This window comes from Pseudomonas fluorescens (assembly GCF_005938625.1).
Taxonomy (GTDB): domain Bacteria; phylum Pseudomonadota; class Gammaproteobacteria; order Pseudomonadales; family Pseudomonadaceae; genus Aquipseudomonas; species Aquipseudomonas fluorescens_BD.
The window spans coordinates 31,937-48,830 of sequence record NZ_VCNJ01000001.1 but is presented as its reverse complement, the minus strand read 5'-3'; the positions used below and the strand labels follow the sequence as shown (position 1 = coordinate 48,830).

Annotated in this window: 12 protein-coding genes and 2 pseudogenes; 9 read left to right on the top strand and 5 right to left on the bottom strand. The window is 57.8% G+C overall.

Translation table 11 applies throughout. The annotated features are described in order from the left end of the window. Positions 1 to 103: 103 nt before the first annotated feature. The 3 genes from FGA82_RS00180 to FGA82_RS00170 form a co-directional block, all read right to left on the bottom strand. Entirely contained in the window at positions 104 to 1,504 is a 1,401-nt protein-coding gene (locus FGA82_RS00180) for a PLP-dependent aminotransferase family protein (RefSeq protein ID WP_141125566.1), read from the bottom strand. A gap of 49 nt (positions 1,505 to 1,553) precedes the next feature. After that, positions 1,554 to 3,020, bottom strand: a complete 1,467-nt coding sequence (locus FGA82_RS00175; protein ID WP_141125565.1) for a hypothetical protein — start codon at positions 3,018 to 3,020, stop codon at positions 1,554 to 1,556. Between the two features lie 549 nt (positions 3,021 to 3,569). Beyond that, positions 3,570 to 4,592: a zinc-dependent alcohol dehydrogenase family protein gene (locus FGA82_RS00170; protein ID WP_016983050.1), complete on the bottom strand. Its 1,023-nt coding sequence runs from the start codon at positions 4,590 to 4,592 to the stop codon at positions 3,570 to 3,572. A 270-nt stretch (positions 4,593 to 4,862) separates the two neighbouring features. Here FGA82_RS00170 and FGA82_RS00165 point away from each other — a divergent pair, with 270 nt between their 5' ends. Next, positions 4,863 to 5,777 carry a LysR family transcriptional regulator gene (locus FGA82_RS00165; RefSeq protein ID WP_034154182.1) on the top strand — a complete coding sequence of 305 codons (915 nt, stop codon included), beginning with the start codon at positions 4,863 to 4,865 and terminating at the stop codon, positions 5,775 to 5,777. A 55-nt stretch (positions 5,778 to 5,832) separates the two neighbouring features. Here FGA82_RS00165 and FGA82_RS00160 read toward each other — a convergent pair. Beyond that, positions 5,833 to 7,120: pseudogene (locus FGA82_RS00160) on the bottom strand (type II toxin-antitoxin system HipA family toxin). Beyond that, a pseudogene (locus FGA82_RS00155) lies at positions 7,113 to 7,223 on the bottom strand (XRE family transcriptional regulator); the annotation flags it as partial. The pseudogenes FGA82_RS00160 and FGA82_RS00155, both read right to left, overlap by 8 nt. A 284-nt stretch (positions 7,224 to 7,507) precedes the next feature. Here FGA82_RS00155 and FGA82_RS00150 point away from each other — a divergent pair. The 8 genes from FGA82_RS00150 (at position 7,508) to mexE (ending at position 16,894) form a co-directional block, all read left to right on the top strand. Beyond that, positions 7,508 to 8,005 carry a PAAR domain-containing protein gene (locus tag FGA82_RS00150; protein WP_141125564.1) on the top strand — a complete coding sequence of 166 codons (498 nt, stop codon included), beginning with the start codon at positions 7,508 to 7,510 and terminating at the stop codon, positions 8,003 to 8,005. 4 nt (positions 8,006 to 8,009) lie between these two features. Next, positions 8,010 to 8,744: an alpha/beta hydrolase gene (locus FGA82_RS00145; protein ID WP_141125563.1), complete on the top strand. Its 735-nt coding sequence runs from the start codon at positions 8,010 to 8,012 to the stop codon at positions 8,742 to 8,744. Next, positions 8,741 to 9,256 carry a hypothetical protein gene (locus FGA82_RS00140; protein ID WP_141125562.1) on the top strand — a complete coding sequence of 172 codons (516 nt, stop codon included), beginning with the start codon at positions 8,741 to 8,743 and terminating at the stop codon, positions 9,254 to 9,256. Before FGA82_RS00145 ends, FGA82_RS00140 begins: the two co-directional genes overlap by 4 nt. 247 nt (positions 9,257 to 9,503) lie before the next feature. Then, on the top strand, positions 9,504 to 11,243 hold the full coding sequence (locus tag FGA82_RS00135; RefSeq protein ID WP_141125561.1) for a dipeptidase: 1,740 nt from the start codon (positions 9,504 to 9,506) through the stop codon (positions 11,241 to 11,243). Between the two features lie 167 nt (positions 11,244 to 11,410). Beyond that, entirely contained in the window at positions 11,411 to 11,935 is a 525-nt protein-coding gene (locus tag FGA82_RS00130; RefSeq protein ID WP_141125560.1) for a sigma-70 family RNA polymerase sigma factor, read from the top strand. Continuing rightward, on the top strand, positions 11,932 to 12,897 hold the full coding sequence (locus tag FGA82_RS00125) for a FecR domain-containing protein (protein WP_141125559.1): 966 nt from the start codon (positions 11,932 to 11,934) through the stop codon (positions 12,895 to 12,897). The genes FGA82_RS00130 and FGA82_RS00125 overlap by 4 nt, the downstream gene beginning before the upstream one ends. A 175-nt stretch (positions 12,898 to 13,072) precedes the next feature. Then, on the top strand, positions 13,073 to 15,409 hold the full coding sequence (locus tag FGA82_RS00120; RefSeq protein WP_249384203.1) for a TonB-dependent siderophore receptor: 2,337 nt from the start codon (positions 13,073 to 13,075) through the stop codon (positions 15,407 to 15,409). 231 nt (positions 15,410 to 15,640) lie between these two features. Further along, positions 15,641 to 16,894, top strand: coding sequence for a multidrug efflux RND transporter periplasmic adaptor subunit MexE (gene mexE / locus FGA82_RS00115; protein WP_141125557.1), 1,254 nt, complete (start codon positions 15,641 to 15,643; stop codon positions 16,892 to 16,894).

Genomic DNA, 16,894 nt, shown 5'->3' with positions numbered 1-16,894 from the left:
AAAACCTCTGAAATAGAGTGGTTCAGGAATAGAGCGCAGTTTACTGGCTGTTTGACCGCAGTGCGATGGGATCTATCCGGGACGCTCCCGATGTTTTTTAACGTTATTCAGCAGGCGCCAGACGCAGGGCGTCGCCCAGCAGTCCGACGACGCTGGCCAGGTCATGGTCGCCATGGTTCAGCGGGCTCAACCGCAGATGGTGCGCATGCAGGCCTTGCAGGCTGAACAATTCGCCCGGTGCAATGATGATTTGCTGTCTGAGCAGGCGCTGGAACACCTGTGCCATGTTCACCGGGCGCAGAGAACGTACCCAAATCGTCGCGCCACCTTGCGGTTCGACAATCTGCAGCGCATCGCCAAGACGCTCTCGCAACAACTCGATCAATTGCGTGCGACGCTCCCTGAGCATCCGTCTCAGTACCAGCAAATGCTGATCCAGCCGCCCTCCTCCAAGCAGCCTGGCAACGGCCTTCTGGCGGATCGGCGACAAGCGAAACGCGCGTAACAGGAATTGCCGCTGCAACTCATTGCGCCAATGACGTGAGAGCAAAATGCCAAAAGGCGCCTCGGCCCCGATGAATTTTTCGAACGTGGAAAACACCAGCAAACGGTCAGGATCAAGCCAGTCGCGCAACCGTTGGGCATCAGCGCTTTCATGAAGCTCGCTGTAACAGTCGTTTTCCAGCACCCAGGTGCCATGACACCCGAGCAAATGCGCGACGGCCTGCTGGTTACTCAGCGGCAGATGGCTGCCCCTGGGCATGCTCAGCACTGACGACAACAGCATCAAACGCACCGGCTCATTTTTGAGCACCGACTCCAGCCGCTGCAAATCAATCACGCCACCAGCGAGCAACGGCAACTCGATAACGCGTACCTCGGCGGCTTCCAGCAGACGTAAAATCACCCAGTCACAGGGCGATTCAACAACCACAGTGGCCCGACGCAGCTCAAGCACGGAAATCAGAATTTCCAGTACACCGCGCAGATCTGCGCCGATATAGACGTCATCCGCCCGCCAGTAATTGGCCGTGGACGAGGTATAGCGTGCGGCCAATACGGTGCGCAGCTCCAGCTCTCCCCAGGGTTGTACCAGCGCTTGCGGCTGGCGCGGATATTGACGCAGCAGCTCCCGCTCCAGCATCAGTAATGGACTGTCCAGCGGTTGCAGTGAGGCCGGCTCATCGGCACTCAGCACACACATGCCCCAGCGCCTGGCATTGACGTAAACGGTTTCCAGCAAATCACTGCCACTGTCGGGTGAGTCCATCACATGTAGCGCTTGCGCGTAGTACCCGGATTTGGCAATCGAATAGACCCGGCCTTCCTTTTCCAGAAGCGAATACGCGTACTGGACAGTCGAGATCGACACATTGAGCCGATCCGCCAATTGTCGCAGAGAGGGCAGACGCACCGCCGAGCTACTCCCGGCCTCCTCTATCAGCAGCGTCAGATATCGATAAACCGCCTGATAAACGAAGTCGTTCTCCCTCGACGCTTTCACGAACCGGCATCCATGGGCATGCCTTCATTTCCAGGCTCGCGGATCACGATCAGCCTTCCGCCGATCGATCGGCGGAAGGTTTGGCTACCGCGTCATCCTCGTCGTGGCTCTGCGCTGCCGCTTCGTCGGGTGCAGACATGCAAACAGGCCCCATTGCATACAGACGCACAATCAACCTGACCGGCAGCCCACTGACATCCGTCATCCATTTCATGACCTGTTCCGGCGCATGCAGGCCCTGCATGGCCCGATGCAGCTCCGGCAACGCCACCAGCATGCCGGGATGACAATTGCGCAGGAAGCGCTCGAGCCCGGCACCCGCATTAATGAACGGTGAAAACAACAGGCACGTGAGCTGAATTTCATTCAGTTCAAAATTGGCCAGCAGAGTGCTTTCCGCCTGCATGCGCAGTTGCTCGGGCTCCTGCAGATTGCCGAAGCTCGCCAGCAACTGTTCGCAAACGGGTTCCGGGACCTGTTTTTGGCGCATGGCGATCAAGCTGTCTTTCAGGTATTCGCTGACGCCGGCCACATAGGTCCGCCCCTCGATAAACTGAGCCTGCATGCCTCGAAGATGCGCGGCTACCAAAGGCTCGACGTGTTCGTCATCACCTTGATATAGCGTCAGGTCATCCGCTTGAAAACCCAGAAAATCACTCAGCAAAGGCCAGCGCTCTTCGAGCTTGCCGACAATCATGTCGTTGATACTGACAAAACTGGTGCGCCGACACGCCTCGAATTGACCTTCGGGACGCCAGGCTACCCGCTCCTCCTCGGGGTAAAACTCGCGGTAATAATCGCCACCGAGCCCATCGAGCAGCGGGAACAGCATGTCAAAGCCGACAGTGCTCACTTGCGGTCCGGCGATCGTGGCTTTCTGTACGGCGCGACCCAATCCGTCGAGGAAGTGCTTCTGACGGCGCGTAGACTCACTGCCGATCATCGCATCGACGCCATTGTTCCAGCGGGCAACCTGCCCGTAGAACTCGGCCGTGGCCAGATAAGCGTCATCCCATAGCTCGAGCGGTTCGTTCCAGGTTCGACGATGCCCGATCAACAGCAGATTGATGCGGTTCGCCTCACGCCCCGCCTCGCCAATAGGTGCCTGATGGTCAAACGGCAGAACCTCGCGGTGATCCACCATCACCAGTTCGACCCGAGGATCGTCATACAGAAACAGTGCGCTATAGCTGCGATGCATGTTTTGCAGCGACACCTGGCTGCTGCCGTTCCAGCGCAGGTTGGCGACCCGCAATTGAAAGGTCGCGGGCGAACGGCCAGCGATGGTCAGCTGGGCGGCCCGTAACAATGCCAGCGTATAACAACTGTCGCGCGACCCTGACTGGTTCACCAGTACCTTGAAATGACCAATGCTCTCCATACCGCCGGCAGCCACCGCCAGTCGCTGGATCAGCAACTGCAGCGCCGTGCGTTCTGCGCGAGAGAAGAAACTCAGCAAACGTTGCAATACTTGCTGGTAGACATAGTTCATTGCCTGATCATGGATCGTGCTCATCGGTATTTACCCGGTATCGAAAGTTTCATGCCACGCGAACTGAAAAACCAGTCAGGCGACAATTCATCAATAAGTAATAGACGTTCGAATGCTAACACTTACAAGTTTGTAGTTATTTGAAACACTTGAACTGACAAACCCCCTTAAACCGCCAAACTCAGCCTCCAAGCCACTGTAATTGTTGAGATATTTTTTCCCGAACGCAATCCTAGGAAACTTCCCACAACGTCCCACGGAAAGTGAGCACAAGAAAAAGAGAAGCGGTTTCCGAATAGCCCTACAACAATTAAACAAAAGTTGGCTTGATCAATCGATTTATTCGTTTGATATCGCGCAGGACAAATTGAATGCACAGCCATGACTCATTCCTTGAGATGAAAGTAATCATTCAATTATCAGGGCTTACATTGTGATTAGAAGATACAGATGGAGAGCAAAAACCAGTTCAGTTGCTGAACGGCCCCGGGCATAGCGCCAGGGAGCTCTGTTTTTCCGGAGGGGAAGTAAACGCACAAGAGTCCGTGGGGCCACGGACTCTGATGACAGGGCTTACGCCGGCTCGACCTGCAGCGCGACCCGTTCGCGGCATGGGCATTCGTCCATGTAGCGATGCGCTTCGACGAACTCGTTGAACGGGAATACACGCGTCTTCAGCGGCAGCAACACGCGATCAGCGGTCAACTGGTTGATGTCACGCAAGGCACGCTGCAAGGCGACGTGATCCTGAGTAATGCCCAGCTCAGGCTTGCCGGTGAAGTTGCCGATGCAGTGCACGAAGAACTGGATGTTCTTCTGGAACGCTGCGCAAGCCGGGAACGGCGTCTGGTTGCCGCCCTGCAAGCCGTACAACACCAGGCTGCCACGCGGCGCCAGCACATCGCCAAGCAACGACATCTGCGGACCGCCGAGGCCGTCGAACACCACGTCGACACCACGGTTGTCGGTGATCTTGTTGATTCGCATCAACAGATCTTCCTCTTCGGTGACGATTACCTTTTCTGCACCAAGGGACAGCAGGTACTCACGTTCTTCGGCTTCCTTGGTCGCGGCAATCACCCGCACGCCCATCGCCTTGCCCAACTGGACAAACGATGGACCGGCACAATGACTGGCGTCAGTGACCAGGGCGAACTGGCCCGGTTTGACCCGCGCCAGATCGGCGTAGGCAAAGTAGGCGATCAGTAACGGCGTGTAATGCACGCTGGCTTCGATCGGGCTGAGCACATCCGGATAACGGGTCAGCGCGGTACGTGGCAATACGATCGACTCGCCGTAGACCGGGTAGTCGTTCGCACTCTCGGCCGGAAAGCTGGCGACCTTGTCACCCACTGCCAGATCATCGACACCGTCGCCGACAGCGGTGATCACACCGGCCATCTCGTGACCAAGACCCGCAGGCAGTCGAGCCTGAGACGAGGCCAGATTCTGACGCCAGAGGGTGTCATACCAGCTGATGCCGATCGCCTCGACACGCACCTGCACTTCGCCAGGACCTGGCTGAGCGGCCGCATGCTCTTCGCATTTGAGCACCTCGGCCGGACCAAACTTGTGAAAACGGATCGTGCGGGACATCGCAAACCTCGTCAAAGTAACCTCTAATGCCATGAACTCTATCTGGGCTTTTGACCCAAGACTATCAGTGGCTATTAATAGTCGACATGCCTGTCATTGATTCCGCAACAGGGGCGGCATTGGCAAAATCCATGAAAAAACTGCTGCCACCGTCTCAGTAAAGCTGAATTTTCCGGTGCAGAGTACCAGCCTTTCCCCGTAAGATTCATGCCGGCCATTGTTCTCATATGGCCGCTCTCGTCAAGCTTGATGACTCTGCCAGGACTCCAGATGAATCGTAATGACCTGCGTCGTGTCGACCTGAACCTGTTGATCGTATTCGAAACATTGATGCACGAACGCAGTGTGACCCGGGCGGCAGAAAAGCTGTTCCTCGGTCAACCGGCGATCAGTGCGGCGCTCTCGCGCCTGCGCAGCCTGTTCGATGACCCGCTATTCGTGCGCACCGGGCGCAGTATGGAACCGTCCGCCCGCGCGGTGGAAATCTTCGCCCTGCTCTCGCCCGCCCTCGATTCGATTTCGACGGCGGTCAGCCGTGCAGCGGAATTCGACCCGGCCACCAGCACTTCGGTATTTCGGATCGGTTTGTCCGACGACGTCGAATTCGCCCTGCTGCCGATGCTGCTCAAACGCTTGCGCGCCGAATCGCCGGGCATCGTGCTGGTGATCCGTCGCGTCAACTACATATTGATGCCGGGCCTGTTGGCCTCCGGCGAGATATCCATTGGCGTCAGCTACACCACCGACCTGCCGGCCAACGCCAAGCGCAAGGTCTTGCGTCGCAGCGCGCCAAAACTGCTGCGTGCCGATACCGTGCCGGGGCCGTTGAGTCTGGATGACTACTGCGCGCGTCCGCATGCGCTGGTGTCGTTTGCCGGCGACCTCAGTGGGTTTATTGATGAAGAGCTGGAGAAACTGGGGCGCAAACGGCATGTGGTACTGGCCGTGCCGCAGTTCAATGGCTTGAGTACGTTGTTGGCGGGTACTGACATCGTGGCGACCGTGCCGGATTACACGGCGGATGCGCTGACGGCGGCTGGCGGTGTTCGCGCGGAAGATCCGCCGTTGCCGACGCGTACGTTTGAGCTGCATATGGCGTGGCGTGGGTCGCAGGATAATGATCCGGGTGAACGTTGGTTGCGGTCGCGGATTCAGATGTTTTTTGGCGATCCGGATAGCCTCTAGGCATCTTCGAAGCACACGGCAGCATCGATTACGAGTACCCCGTTCCTCCCGATCTTTAACCGCGACCGCTACCCGCATGACCGCGGTGTAACCGAGCTACGTTCTGATCGATGCGGCCCTGGATCGTGCGTAAGGTGTCTGGAGTAATCGCCTGTGGAAACAGGTCCTCGGCGATGCTTGCAAACCGGCTCGCCACGTCACAGATGCCGTCAATCATTCTGCCTGCAACGTCCTGTGGCACCTCGGCTTCCTCGGCAAGCCGAAGCATTTGCGTGCGGGAAATCGACAGGGCTTCCCCCATCACATCCATCTGGTGATATCCACCTGGCCCCTCGCAGAAGGTCACGTCATAAGCCGGCGACAGTCTCCAATGACCGTCTTGCGACATGATGTAGGCAAAGCTCTTGGGATGATCGTCTCGGTTGTTGAAAGCCACATTGAAGACGGCACGTTCGAAGGCTACTGCCATCTCTCGTACGTCGTTGGTACACATCTGTGTCGCCCGCAAGAAGTTGACGTAGTCCACCACTCCCGGAGATCGGTAATCTGTCCCTGTAAACGCCGCGAGGCTTTGCATGGGGACGCGCAGACCATCCCTACGGTCAAATCGCCTACTGGCAAACGCCGCCAACCCATCCGGCAGACTGAGGTACTGCGTGTCAGGGGGCTCGATAGCGCACATGCGCAGGCATTCGGCGTAGACCATTTCGATAGAGCACACCTCGGCATGCTCATCTTTGGCCGGGAATTTAATCAACCATGCCTCATAGCCCGCCGTGACGGCAGTGGTAAACCGGCCGGTTTCGGGATCGCGATAGACCAGGGCCTTAGGCCTTTCACCTTGAGGCGAGCCGCCCACTAACAGCAACGCCTGCAAGAACTCGCCACCCTCTCCATGGAGCACTTCCTGCACTTCGGCAGCAAGTTGCTCCAGCGGGATGTGGACTTCAGACGCCTGCCCTTCGGGCGCCACTGGCTCAAACGTCATGGCCCCCCATTGCATTGCTACCGATACAGGCCAGCCGTTCCAGTGAGCCGATGCGCGCCGTGGTGAGCCCCTTGCGCCTGAACATACGATCCATCAGCAACACGCCCCAGCCATCCGGCAAGGCGTCGTAAACAGGCCCTGGCAAGTACAGTTGGTGGTCGGGAAAATCTCGGCGCAACTGAGTCCCCTCCAACGGCAACCTGTAGGAGGACAGTTCCAGGCCCCTTTGCCTTGTTTCATTGCTGTATTCGAACACGATTAGCGGGCGGCCGGTCAGGGCGGTCGTGGAGACCAGTGTGCCGCATTGGAATCGCTCACCCCAGCCCTCGTAGAAGACATTCACCTGCTCAAGCATTGCGGGGCTTCCTCTTTGTACGGAGACGATTGGCGCTGTTTTCGTAGCGCCGAATATCCTCGAGGGTGTCCAGCTTCGGCAGGAACAGACCTTCAAGCTCCTTGAATATTGTTGAACACAGCAGTGGCTTGCGGCATGCTCCGTAACGAAATTTCCAAGGACGGTAAGAATCCATGCATGCTTCACGTATGCAAGCGCTTGTTCCTCTCGCTTCTTCTAGCCTCTTCGGTGTGATTGAAGGCGCCCCTCCCCCTATCCGTCCGGATACACAAGTGGTCAATGTCTCGCTGAGAGGACACCACACTTGCGCAATGAATAGCCTTCATGCACCGCCATCCGGTTACCCATCACCGTCGCCCGATCTGAACTCTTGAAACGGAACTTCTTATGAGCGGAAAACCTGCTGCACGCCTTTCGGACCCCACTAGCTGCCCTCTTCCGGGGCATGGCACGAATCCAATTGCCAGTGGTTCACCCAATGTGAACTTTGACGGGCTTGCTGCCGCCCGGATGACCGACAAGTCCGCTTGCGGCAGTCCAATCACGGGGGGCGTCAGTTCGACCGTTTTCATCAATGGCTTGAACGCTGCGACGATAGACAGCACGGGCGGGCACGGCAATGTCGTGGTGGGTGGCTCCGGAACAGTCATCATCGGCGACACATTCGTCTCGGCACCTTTCAGCGGCCTGCTGCCGATGCCTGTGCACTTCAGCGACAAGATCAAACTGATCGACGAAAGCACTGGTGAGCCCATGCCTAACCATGGCTACGCCATTCAACGCGCTAACGGCAGCTTCGAGTACGGAACCAGTGATGCGCAGGGGTTCACCCACGTGGTGAGTTCACACGTGGCAGAAACCTTCAAACTCTTTCTGGAAGATTGACAGCATGCCGGCAGAGCAAATCCAGCTTCCCAATGGTAATACCGCGAGCCTGGCAGTCACACCGACGCTAACGCTCGTGAAGGATCAGTCGGTAAAGACGGCTCCCGTTGCAGTAAAGAAAGCGATCGTTTTTTTCATCGGTGGGGCTGCCGACCAGGAGAAATACTATTTCCAGGGCGCGTTCCACAATATCGATGCCGCACAGCAACTGCTCGACGGCAAAATTGCCGGTAACGAAAAGCTGAAGGCGAAATACTCGGGATTCCCCAAAAGCTACAAGGATGCAAGGGGGGCCGGCGATATCCAGACTCACTTCATCGACAACATACCCAGCAAGTCCTGCCCGGTTTATATCGTCGGCCACAGTCTCGGTGCGTGGAACGGGGCGCATCTGTCACAGATTCTGTCCGAAGCCGGTTACACCATCAAATATCTGGTGACACTCGATCCCGTGGGTGAAGGGTTCCTCGTATGGCTGGGTTCTGACATCTACTTCTCTGAACCAACGCCGGTCGCTGAAACATGGATCAACATCCGGGCCAACGCCAGTACACCTGACCAATCCGACGGTGTCGCGGACTTCGGTGAGCGCTGGATTATCGAGGCAGGTCCGACCATCAATAAAACCATTGATAAGCACCATGCTTCTGCTGACTGGATGTTTTACGAACTGGTGCAAGGAACGAAGTCCGCTTGCGATCTGATTTTTGATTCAATCAACGATATCTTCGGCCAATGAACAGATTCCGCGCAGTCATTTACCTGGTAGTTCTTTTCTGCACCGGCTGCGTAAAAACAGCCAGCATCCCACCCGCTGACCTCACGTTATCGTCGTTCGAGCTCGGCCCAGCCAATCTGTTCACGGCGCACTTCAACTCCACTGTGGATTTGCAGAGCGCTTTCAATGATTACGAAAACTCCAACCAGCTCACCCCTACCCTGATCTGCTCTCTCAATCGAGACACGGAATTTTCATCCGAGCATTCAATCGCGGTAAAAGCCGAAGGACGGGTGACCGCGAGCAGTCAAGCCAAACCCAATTACAAATTTTCCTCTGATCTGATCTTTTACTACACCAATCCGAATGGCACGCAACGCGACCTGAATGACTACGACGCCATCAAACCGTTGCTGGCGTCGCAAGCTTCAATCCCCTGCAAAGTTCGCATAACCGCCTATGGGTATGAGGCCTATTACACGAACACGTTATTCATCCCATCCCGAGTCATGATTGAACAGATTTTCAGATAGCCACCCTTCGCTGAACTTGGTGCCGGGATTTGCAGAAGCGCTGGTCGTCGGTTGATCTCAGCCATAAAACAAGCCCGGGAACCTTCCCCCCGGGTTTTTTCATTTGTGCGCCTCTTTTGCATTTTTGTGCGACAGATCCCCTTTCAGGACTCCCGCAAGGCTCTGGCGCGGTGTTAGTTTGTAAGTGTATGTGTCTCAGCGCTGAGACACGCCTAACTCACTGCCCTGCAAAGGAATGCCCTTCGTAATGAATGTCCCTTTCAAAAAACTGGCTGCCACCACCTTGATGCTCGCCGGTCTTGCCGTGTTCACCGCGCCCGCGCAAGCCAATATCACCCCGCAACAGAGCGCCGAAATTCTCAAGACCTACAGCGCCGACAAAGCCACAGACTTCCGCCAATTCCTCGGCAATCTGGGCAAGAGCGATCTGGCGAAAACCGCCGACATCGGCCCGGCAATTGGTGCTTATCTCGACAACAAGACTTTGACGGCTGATCAGCAGAATGAAATCTATCGTCTGCTCGGTCTCTACACGCGCGCGAAATACAGCGCTGCCGCCACTGAAACCCTGCGCGAACTGGTCGAGATCCCGACTTATCGCAAAGACGGCGTCGATCAGCATGACAACCCGGAATTCACCAAGATCGCGGCGAAGATTCAGAGCCTTGCCGAGTCCTTCAACCTGAAATTCCGCAACATCGACAATCGTGTCTACGAGATCTCTCTCGACGGCACGGGCGATGAAGTCGTCGGTATTCATGCGCACGCTGACGTGGTGCCGGTGACGCCGGAAAACTGGGTGCTCAAGGATGGCACCCGCCTCGACCCGTTCAAGATCACCCTGATCGGCGATCGCATGTATGGTCGCGGCACCGAGGATGACAAGAACGGCATCGTGGTCACGCTCTATGCCATGAAAGTCATCAAGGAAGAAAAACTGCCACTGGTGCGCAACTTCAAGTTGCTGGTCGACACCACTGAAGAAACCACGGGCGACGCGATCCCTTACTACTTCGAACGCAATCCGACGCCGAACTACAACCTGGCGCTGGATGGCGGATATCCGGTGGTGATTGCCGAGAAAGGCTACGGCACCGTCATGGCCAACTTTGCCAAGCGCAAAGGTGAAGGCAAAGGTGCGGAAATCATCTCGATGACCGGTGGCCTGGCGACTAACCAGATTCCATCGGTGTCGGTCGCCACGCTGGTCACCGACAAGCCTGCGGAACTGGCCGCCAGTCTGCAAAAGGCCGGCGACGAGTTTGCCAAACGCAATGGCGGCGATTTCCAGGTGAGCGCCAAGGTCGACGGCAAAGACGTCAAACTGACCGTGACTGGCGTATCTGCACACTCCTCCGAGCCCGAATCCGGGGTCAACCCGGTCGCGCGGATGCTGGTCTTTATCAATAGCCTTGATGGCAAAGTCGCGTTCAAGCACAACCACATCACCGATGCCGCACGTTACGCTGCCGACAACTGGGGTCTGGATTACCTGGGCAACAAGCTGAGTGTCGGTTTCTCCGATGCCTTCATGGGGCCGCTGACAACGTCGCTAACCTACGTCGGCACGGACGAAAAGGCCTTCAAACTCGCAGTCAACCTGCGCGTGCCGAAGGGCAAATCGCCAGAGAAGCTCAAGGCTGAAATCGCTGAGAAACTGGCGGCGTGGAGCAAGAAAAGCCACGTCGCCGTTGCCTTCGACTACTCGATTGCCGAGCCGATGTACCGCAACCCTGAGGGTGAGTGGGTCAAAGCGCTGTTGGCAGTATCGACTGAAAACCTCGGCATGAAACACGAGTTCGGCACCTCCGCCGGCGCCACCTCGGTGCATGAATTGCCGAACGGCGTGCAATTCGGTCTGGCCATGCCGAACGTGAAGTACACCGGTCACACCGATGGCGAGTTCAAGACTGTGGAGCAATTCCAGCTGGATCTGCAGATCGTGACTGAAATGATCGGACGCATCGGCCAGTTGCCGAAACTCTAATACAGCTGTGGCGAGGGGCTTGCCCCTCGCCACAGATTATTAATCTGTTACGCAACCCCCACTGCTCAACATTCGCAGGTCTGGCAAGGAAGTCTTGCAGCCACAACCCGCCGCTCTATATGATAAGCATTATCATTTGTGATACAGCTCACACGGCGTCCCATTAAATGCTTCCATCCACCCAGACCAACACTTTCTGCGATGTCGCCGTGCTCTATCGTCAGCAGCACAGCTGGCTACAGAACTGGCTACGTCGCCGGCTCAATTGCTCGCAAAGCGCAGCGGATCTGGCACAAGACACGTTCTTGCGCCTGCTGGCCAAGGAACACGTGCCAGAACTGCGTGCCCCTCGCACCTTTCTGGCGAAGGTCGCACAAAGCGTTTTATCCAATCATTACCGCCGGCAGAAACTCGAGCGTGCCTACCTTGAGGCGCTGGCGGCAATGCCCGAGCAACTGGCGCCGAGCCTGGAAACCCAGGCGATCCTGCTGGAAACCCTGATTGCCCTCGACGGCGCACTCGAAAGTCTCGAGCGCCCGGTTCGCGAAGCGTTTCTGTTGTCGCAAATGGACGGCTTGAGTCACGGCGAAATCGCTGCGCGGCTCGACGTTTCGGTCACTACGGTCAAGCGCTACGTCATCAAGGCCGGGGCGATGTGCATCATGCTCGATGAGAGCCTCGACCTGCCATGAACCGCGAAGACACTTTGGCGATTTCCGGCGACGTGGCCGAGCAAGCCATGCAGTGGCACCTTGAATTGCAGGAACCCGAGGTCAGCGAAGCAACCCTCGCCGCATGGATGCGCTGGCGTCAGGCGCATCCGGTGCACGAGCACGCCTGGCAACGGGCGGAAGTGTTTACGCGACGCATGCGTGAAATGCGCAGCCCCGACCAGCGTCCCCTCGCCCACGCAGCCCTGCGACCGACGCTGTCGCGGCGTTCGGCACTCAAGCAGTTAAGCGTTTTGTTCGCCGCCGGTGCAAGTGCCTGGGCCATGAAAGACGCGGCGTTCGTGCAAGACTGGAGCGCTGATTACTACAGTCGCATCGGTGAGCAACGCAGCTTCACGTTGGCCGATAGCACGCAAATCCAGCTCAACACCGACAGCGCGATCAATGTGGTTTTCGAACGTGAATCGCGGCGCATCAAACTGCTTCGTGGCGAGATGCTGGTCACCCGCGCCGATGAACGTTTGTTGTCGGTCGACATCGCTCAGGGTCGGCTGGAATCCGCACTCGCGCGTTTCAGCGTCAGACAGCGTGCCGGTTTCACTCAGGTCAGCGTTTATAAGGGCACGCTGGTGATCAAGCCATCCCGGCAACCACATCAGCCCATCGCACTGAAGGCAGGCGAACAAATCAGTTTCAGCGCAGGGGAGATTTTCAGCAGGCAAGCCGTGGCGCTCACCCCGCCGGCCTGGAGTCAGGGCATGCTGGTCGCGCAGGGGCAGCGTCTGGCGGACTTCCTCGAAGACCTGAGCCGCTATCGCCAAGGCCATCTGGCGTGCGATCCGCGATTGGCCGACCTGCGGGTTTCCGGCACCTTCCCCCTCGGCAACACCGAGAAAATCATCTTCGCCGTTGCCGACACCTTGCAGCTCGATGTCCAGCAATTCACCCGTTATTGGGTGACGCTAAAACCGCGCGCCGCCTGATACTGAAAAATATTCGCATTTGGGTGATCCGATTTCGATTCTCACGAGACTTAAACCCCAGACATTCAATTCTATGGGGAAACAACTCGTGAATCTCACCGCACGCAAACGCCAGAGCTGGCAGTTCTCGATCAAGCAAAACCTGGCCGGCGCCGTGGTTCAAGGCATCGCTTGCATGACCGTGACCGCACCACTGCTGATCGCGCCAAACTGGGCCGCTGCCGAGCAAACTCAAGAAGATTTCGATATTCCCGCCGGAGCGCTCGCACCGGCATTGACGCGCTTCGGCCAGACCGCGCACATCCTGCTGTCCTATTCCACGCTGCTGACCGAGGGGCGCAACACTTCCGGGCTCAAAGGGCGTTACAACGTCGATCAGGGTCTGGCGATTCTGCTGGCGGGTTCCGGGCTTGAGGCCAGTCGCGGCGCCAATGGTAATTACTCGCTGCAAGCCAGTGCCGGTGATGCGCTGGAGCTGGGCGCGGTGTCGATTTCCGGCAAGGCCCCGGGTTCGACCACTGAAGGCACGGGGCTTTACACCACGTATTCCTCCAGTAGCTCGACGCGGCTCAACCTCACGCCGAGGGAAACACCGCAATCGATGACGGTGATGACCCGTCAGCGCCTCGATGACCAGCGCCTGACCAACCTGACCGACGCCCTTGAGGCCACCCCGGGCATTACCGTCGTGCGCGACGGACTCGGCTCGGAAAGCGACTCCTATTGGTCGCGCGGTTTCGCGATTCAGAACTACGAGGTCGACGGCGTTCCCACCAACACGCGCCTCGACAACTATTCGCAAAGCATGGCGATGTACGACCGCATAGAAGTCGTGCGTGGCGCCACCGGTTTGATCAGCGGCATGGGCAACCCGTCCGCGACGATCAACCTGATCCGCAAGCGCCCCACCGCCGAAGCCCAGGCCAGCATCACCGGTGAGGCCGGCAACTGGGATCGCTACGGTACCGGTTTTGACGTCTCGGGGCCGCTGACCGAAACCGGCAACGTGCGTGGACGCTTCGTCGCCGACTACAAAACCGAAAAAGCCTGGATCGACCGTTACAACCAGCAATCGCAACTGGTCTACGGCATCACCGAATTCGACCTCACGGAAGACACGCTGCTGACCTTGGGCTTCAGTTACCTGCGCAGCGATATCGACTCGCCGCTGCGTTCCGGCCTGCCGACGCGCTTCAGCAGCGGCCAGCGCACCGACCTGCAACGCTCCCTGAATGCCGCGCCAGACTGGTCGTACAACGATCATGAGCAGACCAGTTTCTTCACCTCCATCGAGCAGCAATTGGGCAACGGCTGGAGCGGCAAGATCGAGTTGACCCACGCCGAAAACAAGTTCGACGAACTGTTCAACTTCGCCATGGGTGACCTGAATACCGACGGCAGCGGTCTGTCGCAACTGCCGGTGCGCTTCTCCGGCACACCGCGTCAGGACAACCTTGATGTGTACGTCACCGGCCCGTTCAGCCTGTTCGGTCGCGAGCACCAACTGATCACCGGCATGACCCTCTCACAGTACAAAGAAAGCACGCCGAGTTGGGGCGGTTGGCGTTACGACTACAACGAGTCGCCTGCGGGCGCCATCGACAACCTGTTCACCTGGGACGGCAACTCGGCTAAACCGGACTTTGCCGTCAGTGGCAAGTCGTCGATCGACGAAGACCAATACGCGGCGTATCTGACCTCGCGTTTCAGCGTCAGCGATGACCTGAGCCTGATCGTCGGCAGCCGCGTGATCGACTGGAAACGCGACACCCACGAACGGCCTTACGGCGGCGAAGCAACCGAAGTCAATCGCGAAGAAAATGGCGTGTTCATTCCTTACGCCGGCGTCGTTTACGACCTCAACGACACCTGGTCGCTGTACGCCAGCTATACCAAGATCTTCAACCCGCAGGCTTCGTGGGTCACTGACGAAAACAACAAACCGCTCGAACCAATGGAAGGCAAAGGCTACGAGATCGGCATCAAGGGCACGCACCTCGATGGCAAGCTCAACTCCAGCCTGGCCGTGTTCAAACTCGAACAAGACAACCTGGCGATCTGGCAACACGACAACGTCTACGACTCCGAGCAGGACACCACGTCCAAAGGCATCGAGATGGAGCTGAACGGCGAACTGGCCGAAGGCTGGCAGGCCTCCGCCGGCTACGCTTATTCGGTGACAACCAACGCCGACGACGAGCGCATCAACACCAACCTGCCGCGCAACAGTTTCAAGACCTTCACCACCTATCGCCTCCACGGCCCATTGGACAAAGTCACGATTGGCGGTGGGGTGAACTGGCAAAGCAAAGTCGGCGCCGACCTGCACACCTTCAGCCAAGGCAGCTACGCGGTAACCAACCTGATGGCCAAGTACGACATCAGCCAAAACCTCAGCGCCTCGGTGAACCTGAAAAACCTGTTTGATCGCGATTACTACAGCCAATCCGGTCTGTACGGTGTTTACGGCGCACCTCGCAATATCATGACAAGCTTCAAGTACACCTTTTGATCCGAGCCGAGTGGCGCGCCCTCTTGATGGGTGCGCCACGTGACGGCAGGCCCTCATGCATGAAACTTTCATTAAGGATATTGATAGCACCCTAACGAAAGGTGCATGCTAGAGGGCTCGTTCGGCTCTTATATCATTCCGAATGATAGTTACCTTTGCTTCATTCGATTCGTGCCATCACACCCCGCCGAGCATCATCCGCCCATCTTCAATACATTGGCGGATGCATCCATGGAACAGTCACTCAAACATTTGCGCTTCCCGTTGGCCATGTTGGCCGTACTGGTGATGAGCGCCTGCGGCAAGACTCCGGAGACTGCCGCCACCGCGCCTGCTGCCAAAGTCAGCGTGGCCAAGGTGCTGGAACAACCGGTCAACGAGTGGGACGAATTCACCGGGCGCCTCGAAGCGCCGGAAACCGTTGAAATCCGTCCACGGGTCTCCGGCCAGATTGATGACGTTGCGTTCACTGAAGGCGCACTGGTCAAGAAAGGCGACCTGCTGTTCCAGATCGACCCGCGTCCGTTCCAGGCTGAGGTGCGCCGCCTCGAAGCACTCGTAGCTCAGTCCCGCGCCAACGCCACCCGCAGTGAAAATGAAGCCGGTCGTGGTGAACGTCTGCGTGCCAGCAACGCCATTTCCGCCGAACTGGCCGACTCGCGCACCAGTGCTGCACAAGAAGCCCGCGCCGCCGTCGGCGCCCTGCAAGCGCAACTGGACCTGGCCAAACTGAACCTCAGCTTCACCCGCGTAACCGCGCCGATCAGTGGCCGCGTCAGCCGTGCCGAGATCACCGCCGGTAACCTGGTGACCGCCGACACCACACCGCTGACCAGCGTGGTTTCCACCGACCGCGTTTATGCCTACTTCGATGCTGACGAGCGCGTGTTCCTCAAATACACGCAACTGGCCCGTAACGGTCAGCGCGGCGCCACCACCCCGGTGTACATGGGCCTGTCCAATGAAGACGGTAATCCGCACCTCGGCCAGATGAACTTCGTCGACAACCAGGTCAACCCGAAAACCGGCACCATCCGTGGTCGTGCGGTGTTCGACAACAGCGACGGCACCTACACCCCGGGCCTGTATGCACGACTGAAACTGGTTGGCAGCGGCACCTACAACGCCATGTTGATCAACGATGAAGCGGTCGGTACCGACCTCGGCAAGAAGTTCGTACTGGTGATGGATGCGGACAACAAGACCGCGTACCGCGCCGTTGAACTCGGTCCGAAAATCGAAGGCCTGCGCATCGTTCGTACTGGTCTGAACAAGGACGACACGATCATCGTCAAGGGTCTGCAACGGGTTCGTCCTGGCTCGCCGGTCACTCCAGAAGTGGTGCCGATGGCCAGCGAACAGACCATCGCGGCACTCGCTCAACAACGTCAAGCGCTGGAAGCCAGCAACCTGCCCAAAGTCGCCCCTGCCAAAGGTGCGTCCGGTTCGGTTGTGAAGCTGGCTGCTACGACCCCACGCGGTTAA

What these genes read in the sequence shown, in the direction of transcription:
- FGA82_RS00150 (WP_141125564.1), top strand. Translation starts at nt 7,508, where the DNA reads ATGAGCGGAAAACCTGCTGCACGCCTTTCGGACCCCACTAGCTGCCCT.
- FGA82_RS00170 (WP_016983050.1), bottom strand. Translation starts at nt 4,592, where the DNA reads ATGTCCCGCACGATCCGTTTTCACAAGTTTGGTCCGGCCGAGGTGCTC.
- FGA82_RS00175 (WP_141125565.1), bottom strand. Translation starts at nt 3,020, where the DNA reads ATGAGCACGATCCATGATCAGGCAATGAACTATGTCTACCAGCAAGTA.
- FGA82_RS00165 (WP_034154182.1), top strand. Translation starts at nt 4,863, where the DNA reads ATGAATCGTAATGACCTGCGTCGTGTCGACCTGAACCTGTTGATCGTA.
- FGA82_RS00125 (WP_141125559.1), top strand. Translation starts at nt 11,932, where the DNA reads ATGAACCGCGAAGACACTTTGGCGATTTCCGGCGACGTGGCCGAGCAA.
- FGA82_RS00130 (WP_141125560.1), top strand. Translation starts at nt 11,411, where the DNA reads ATGCTTCCATCCACCCAGACCAACACTTTCTGCGATGTCGCCGTGCTC.
- FGA82_RS00135 (WP_141125561.1), top strand. Translation starts at nt 9,504, where the DNA reads ATGAATGTCCCTTTCAAAAAACTGGCTGCCACCACCTTGATGCTCGCC.
- mexE (WP_141125557.1), top strand. Translation starts at nt 15,641, where the DNA reads ATGGAACAGTCACTCAAACATTTGCGCTTCCCGTTGGCCATGTTGGCC.
- FGA82_RS00120 (WP_249384203.1), top strand. Translation starts at nt 13,073, where the DNA reads ATGACCGTGACCGCACCACTGCTGATCGCGCCAAACTGGGCCGCTGCC.
- FGA82_RS00140 (WP_141125562.1), top strand. Translation starts at nt 8,741, where the DNA reads ATGAACAGATTCCGCGCAGTCATTTACCTGGTAGTTCTTTTCTGCACC.
- FGA82_RS00145 (WP_141125563.1), top strand. Translation starts at nt 8,010, where the DNA reads ATGCCGGCAGAGCAAATCCAGCTTCCCAATGGTAATACCGCGAGCCTG.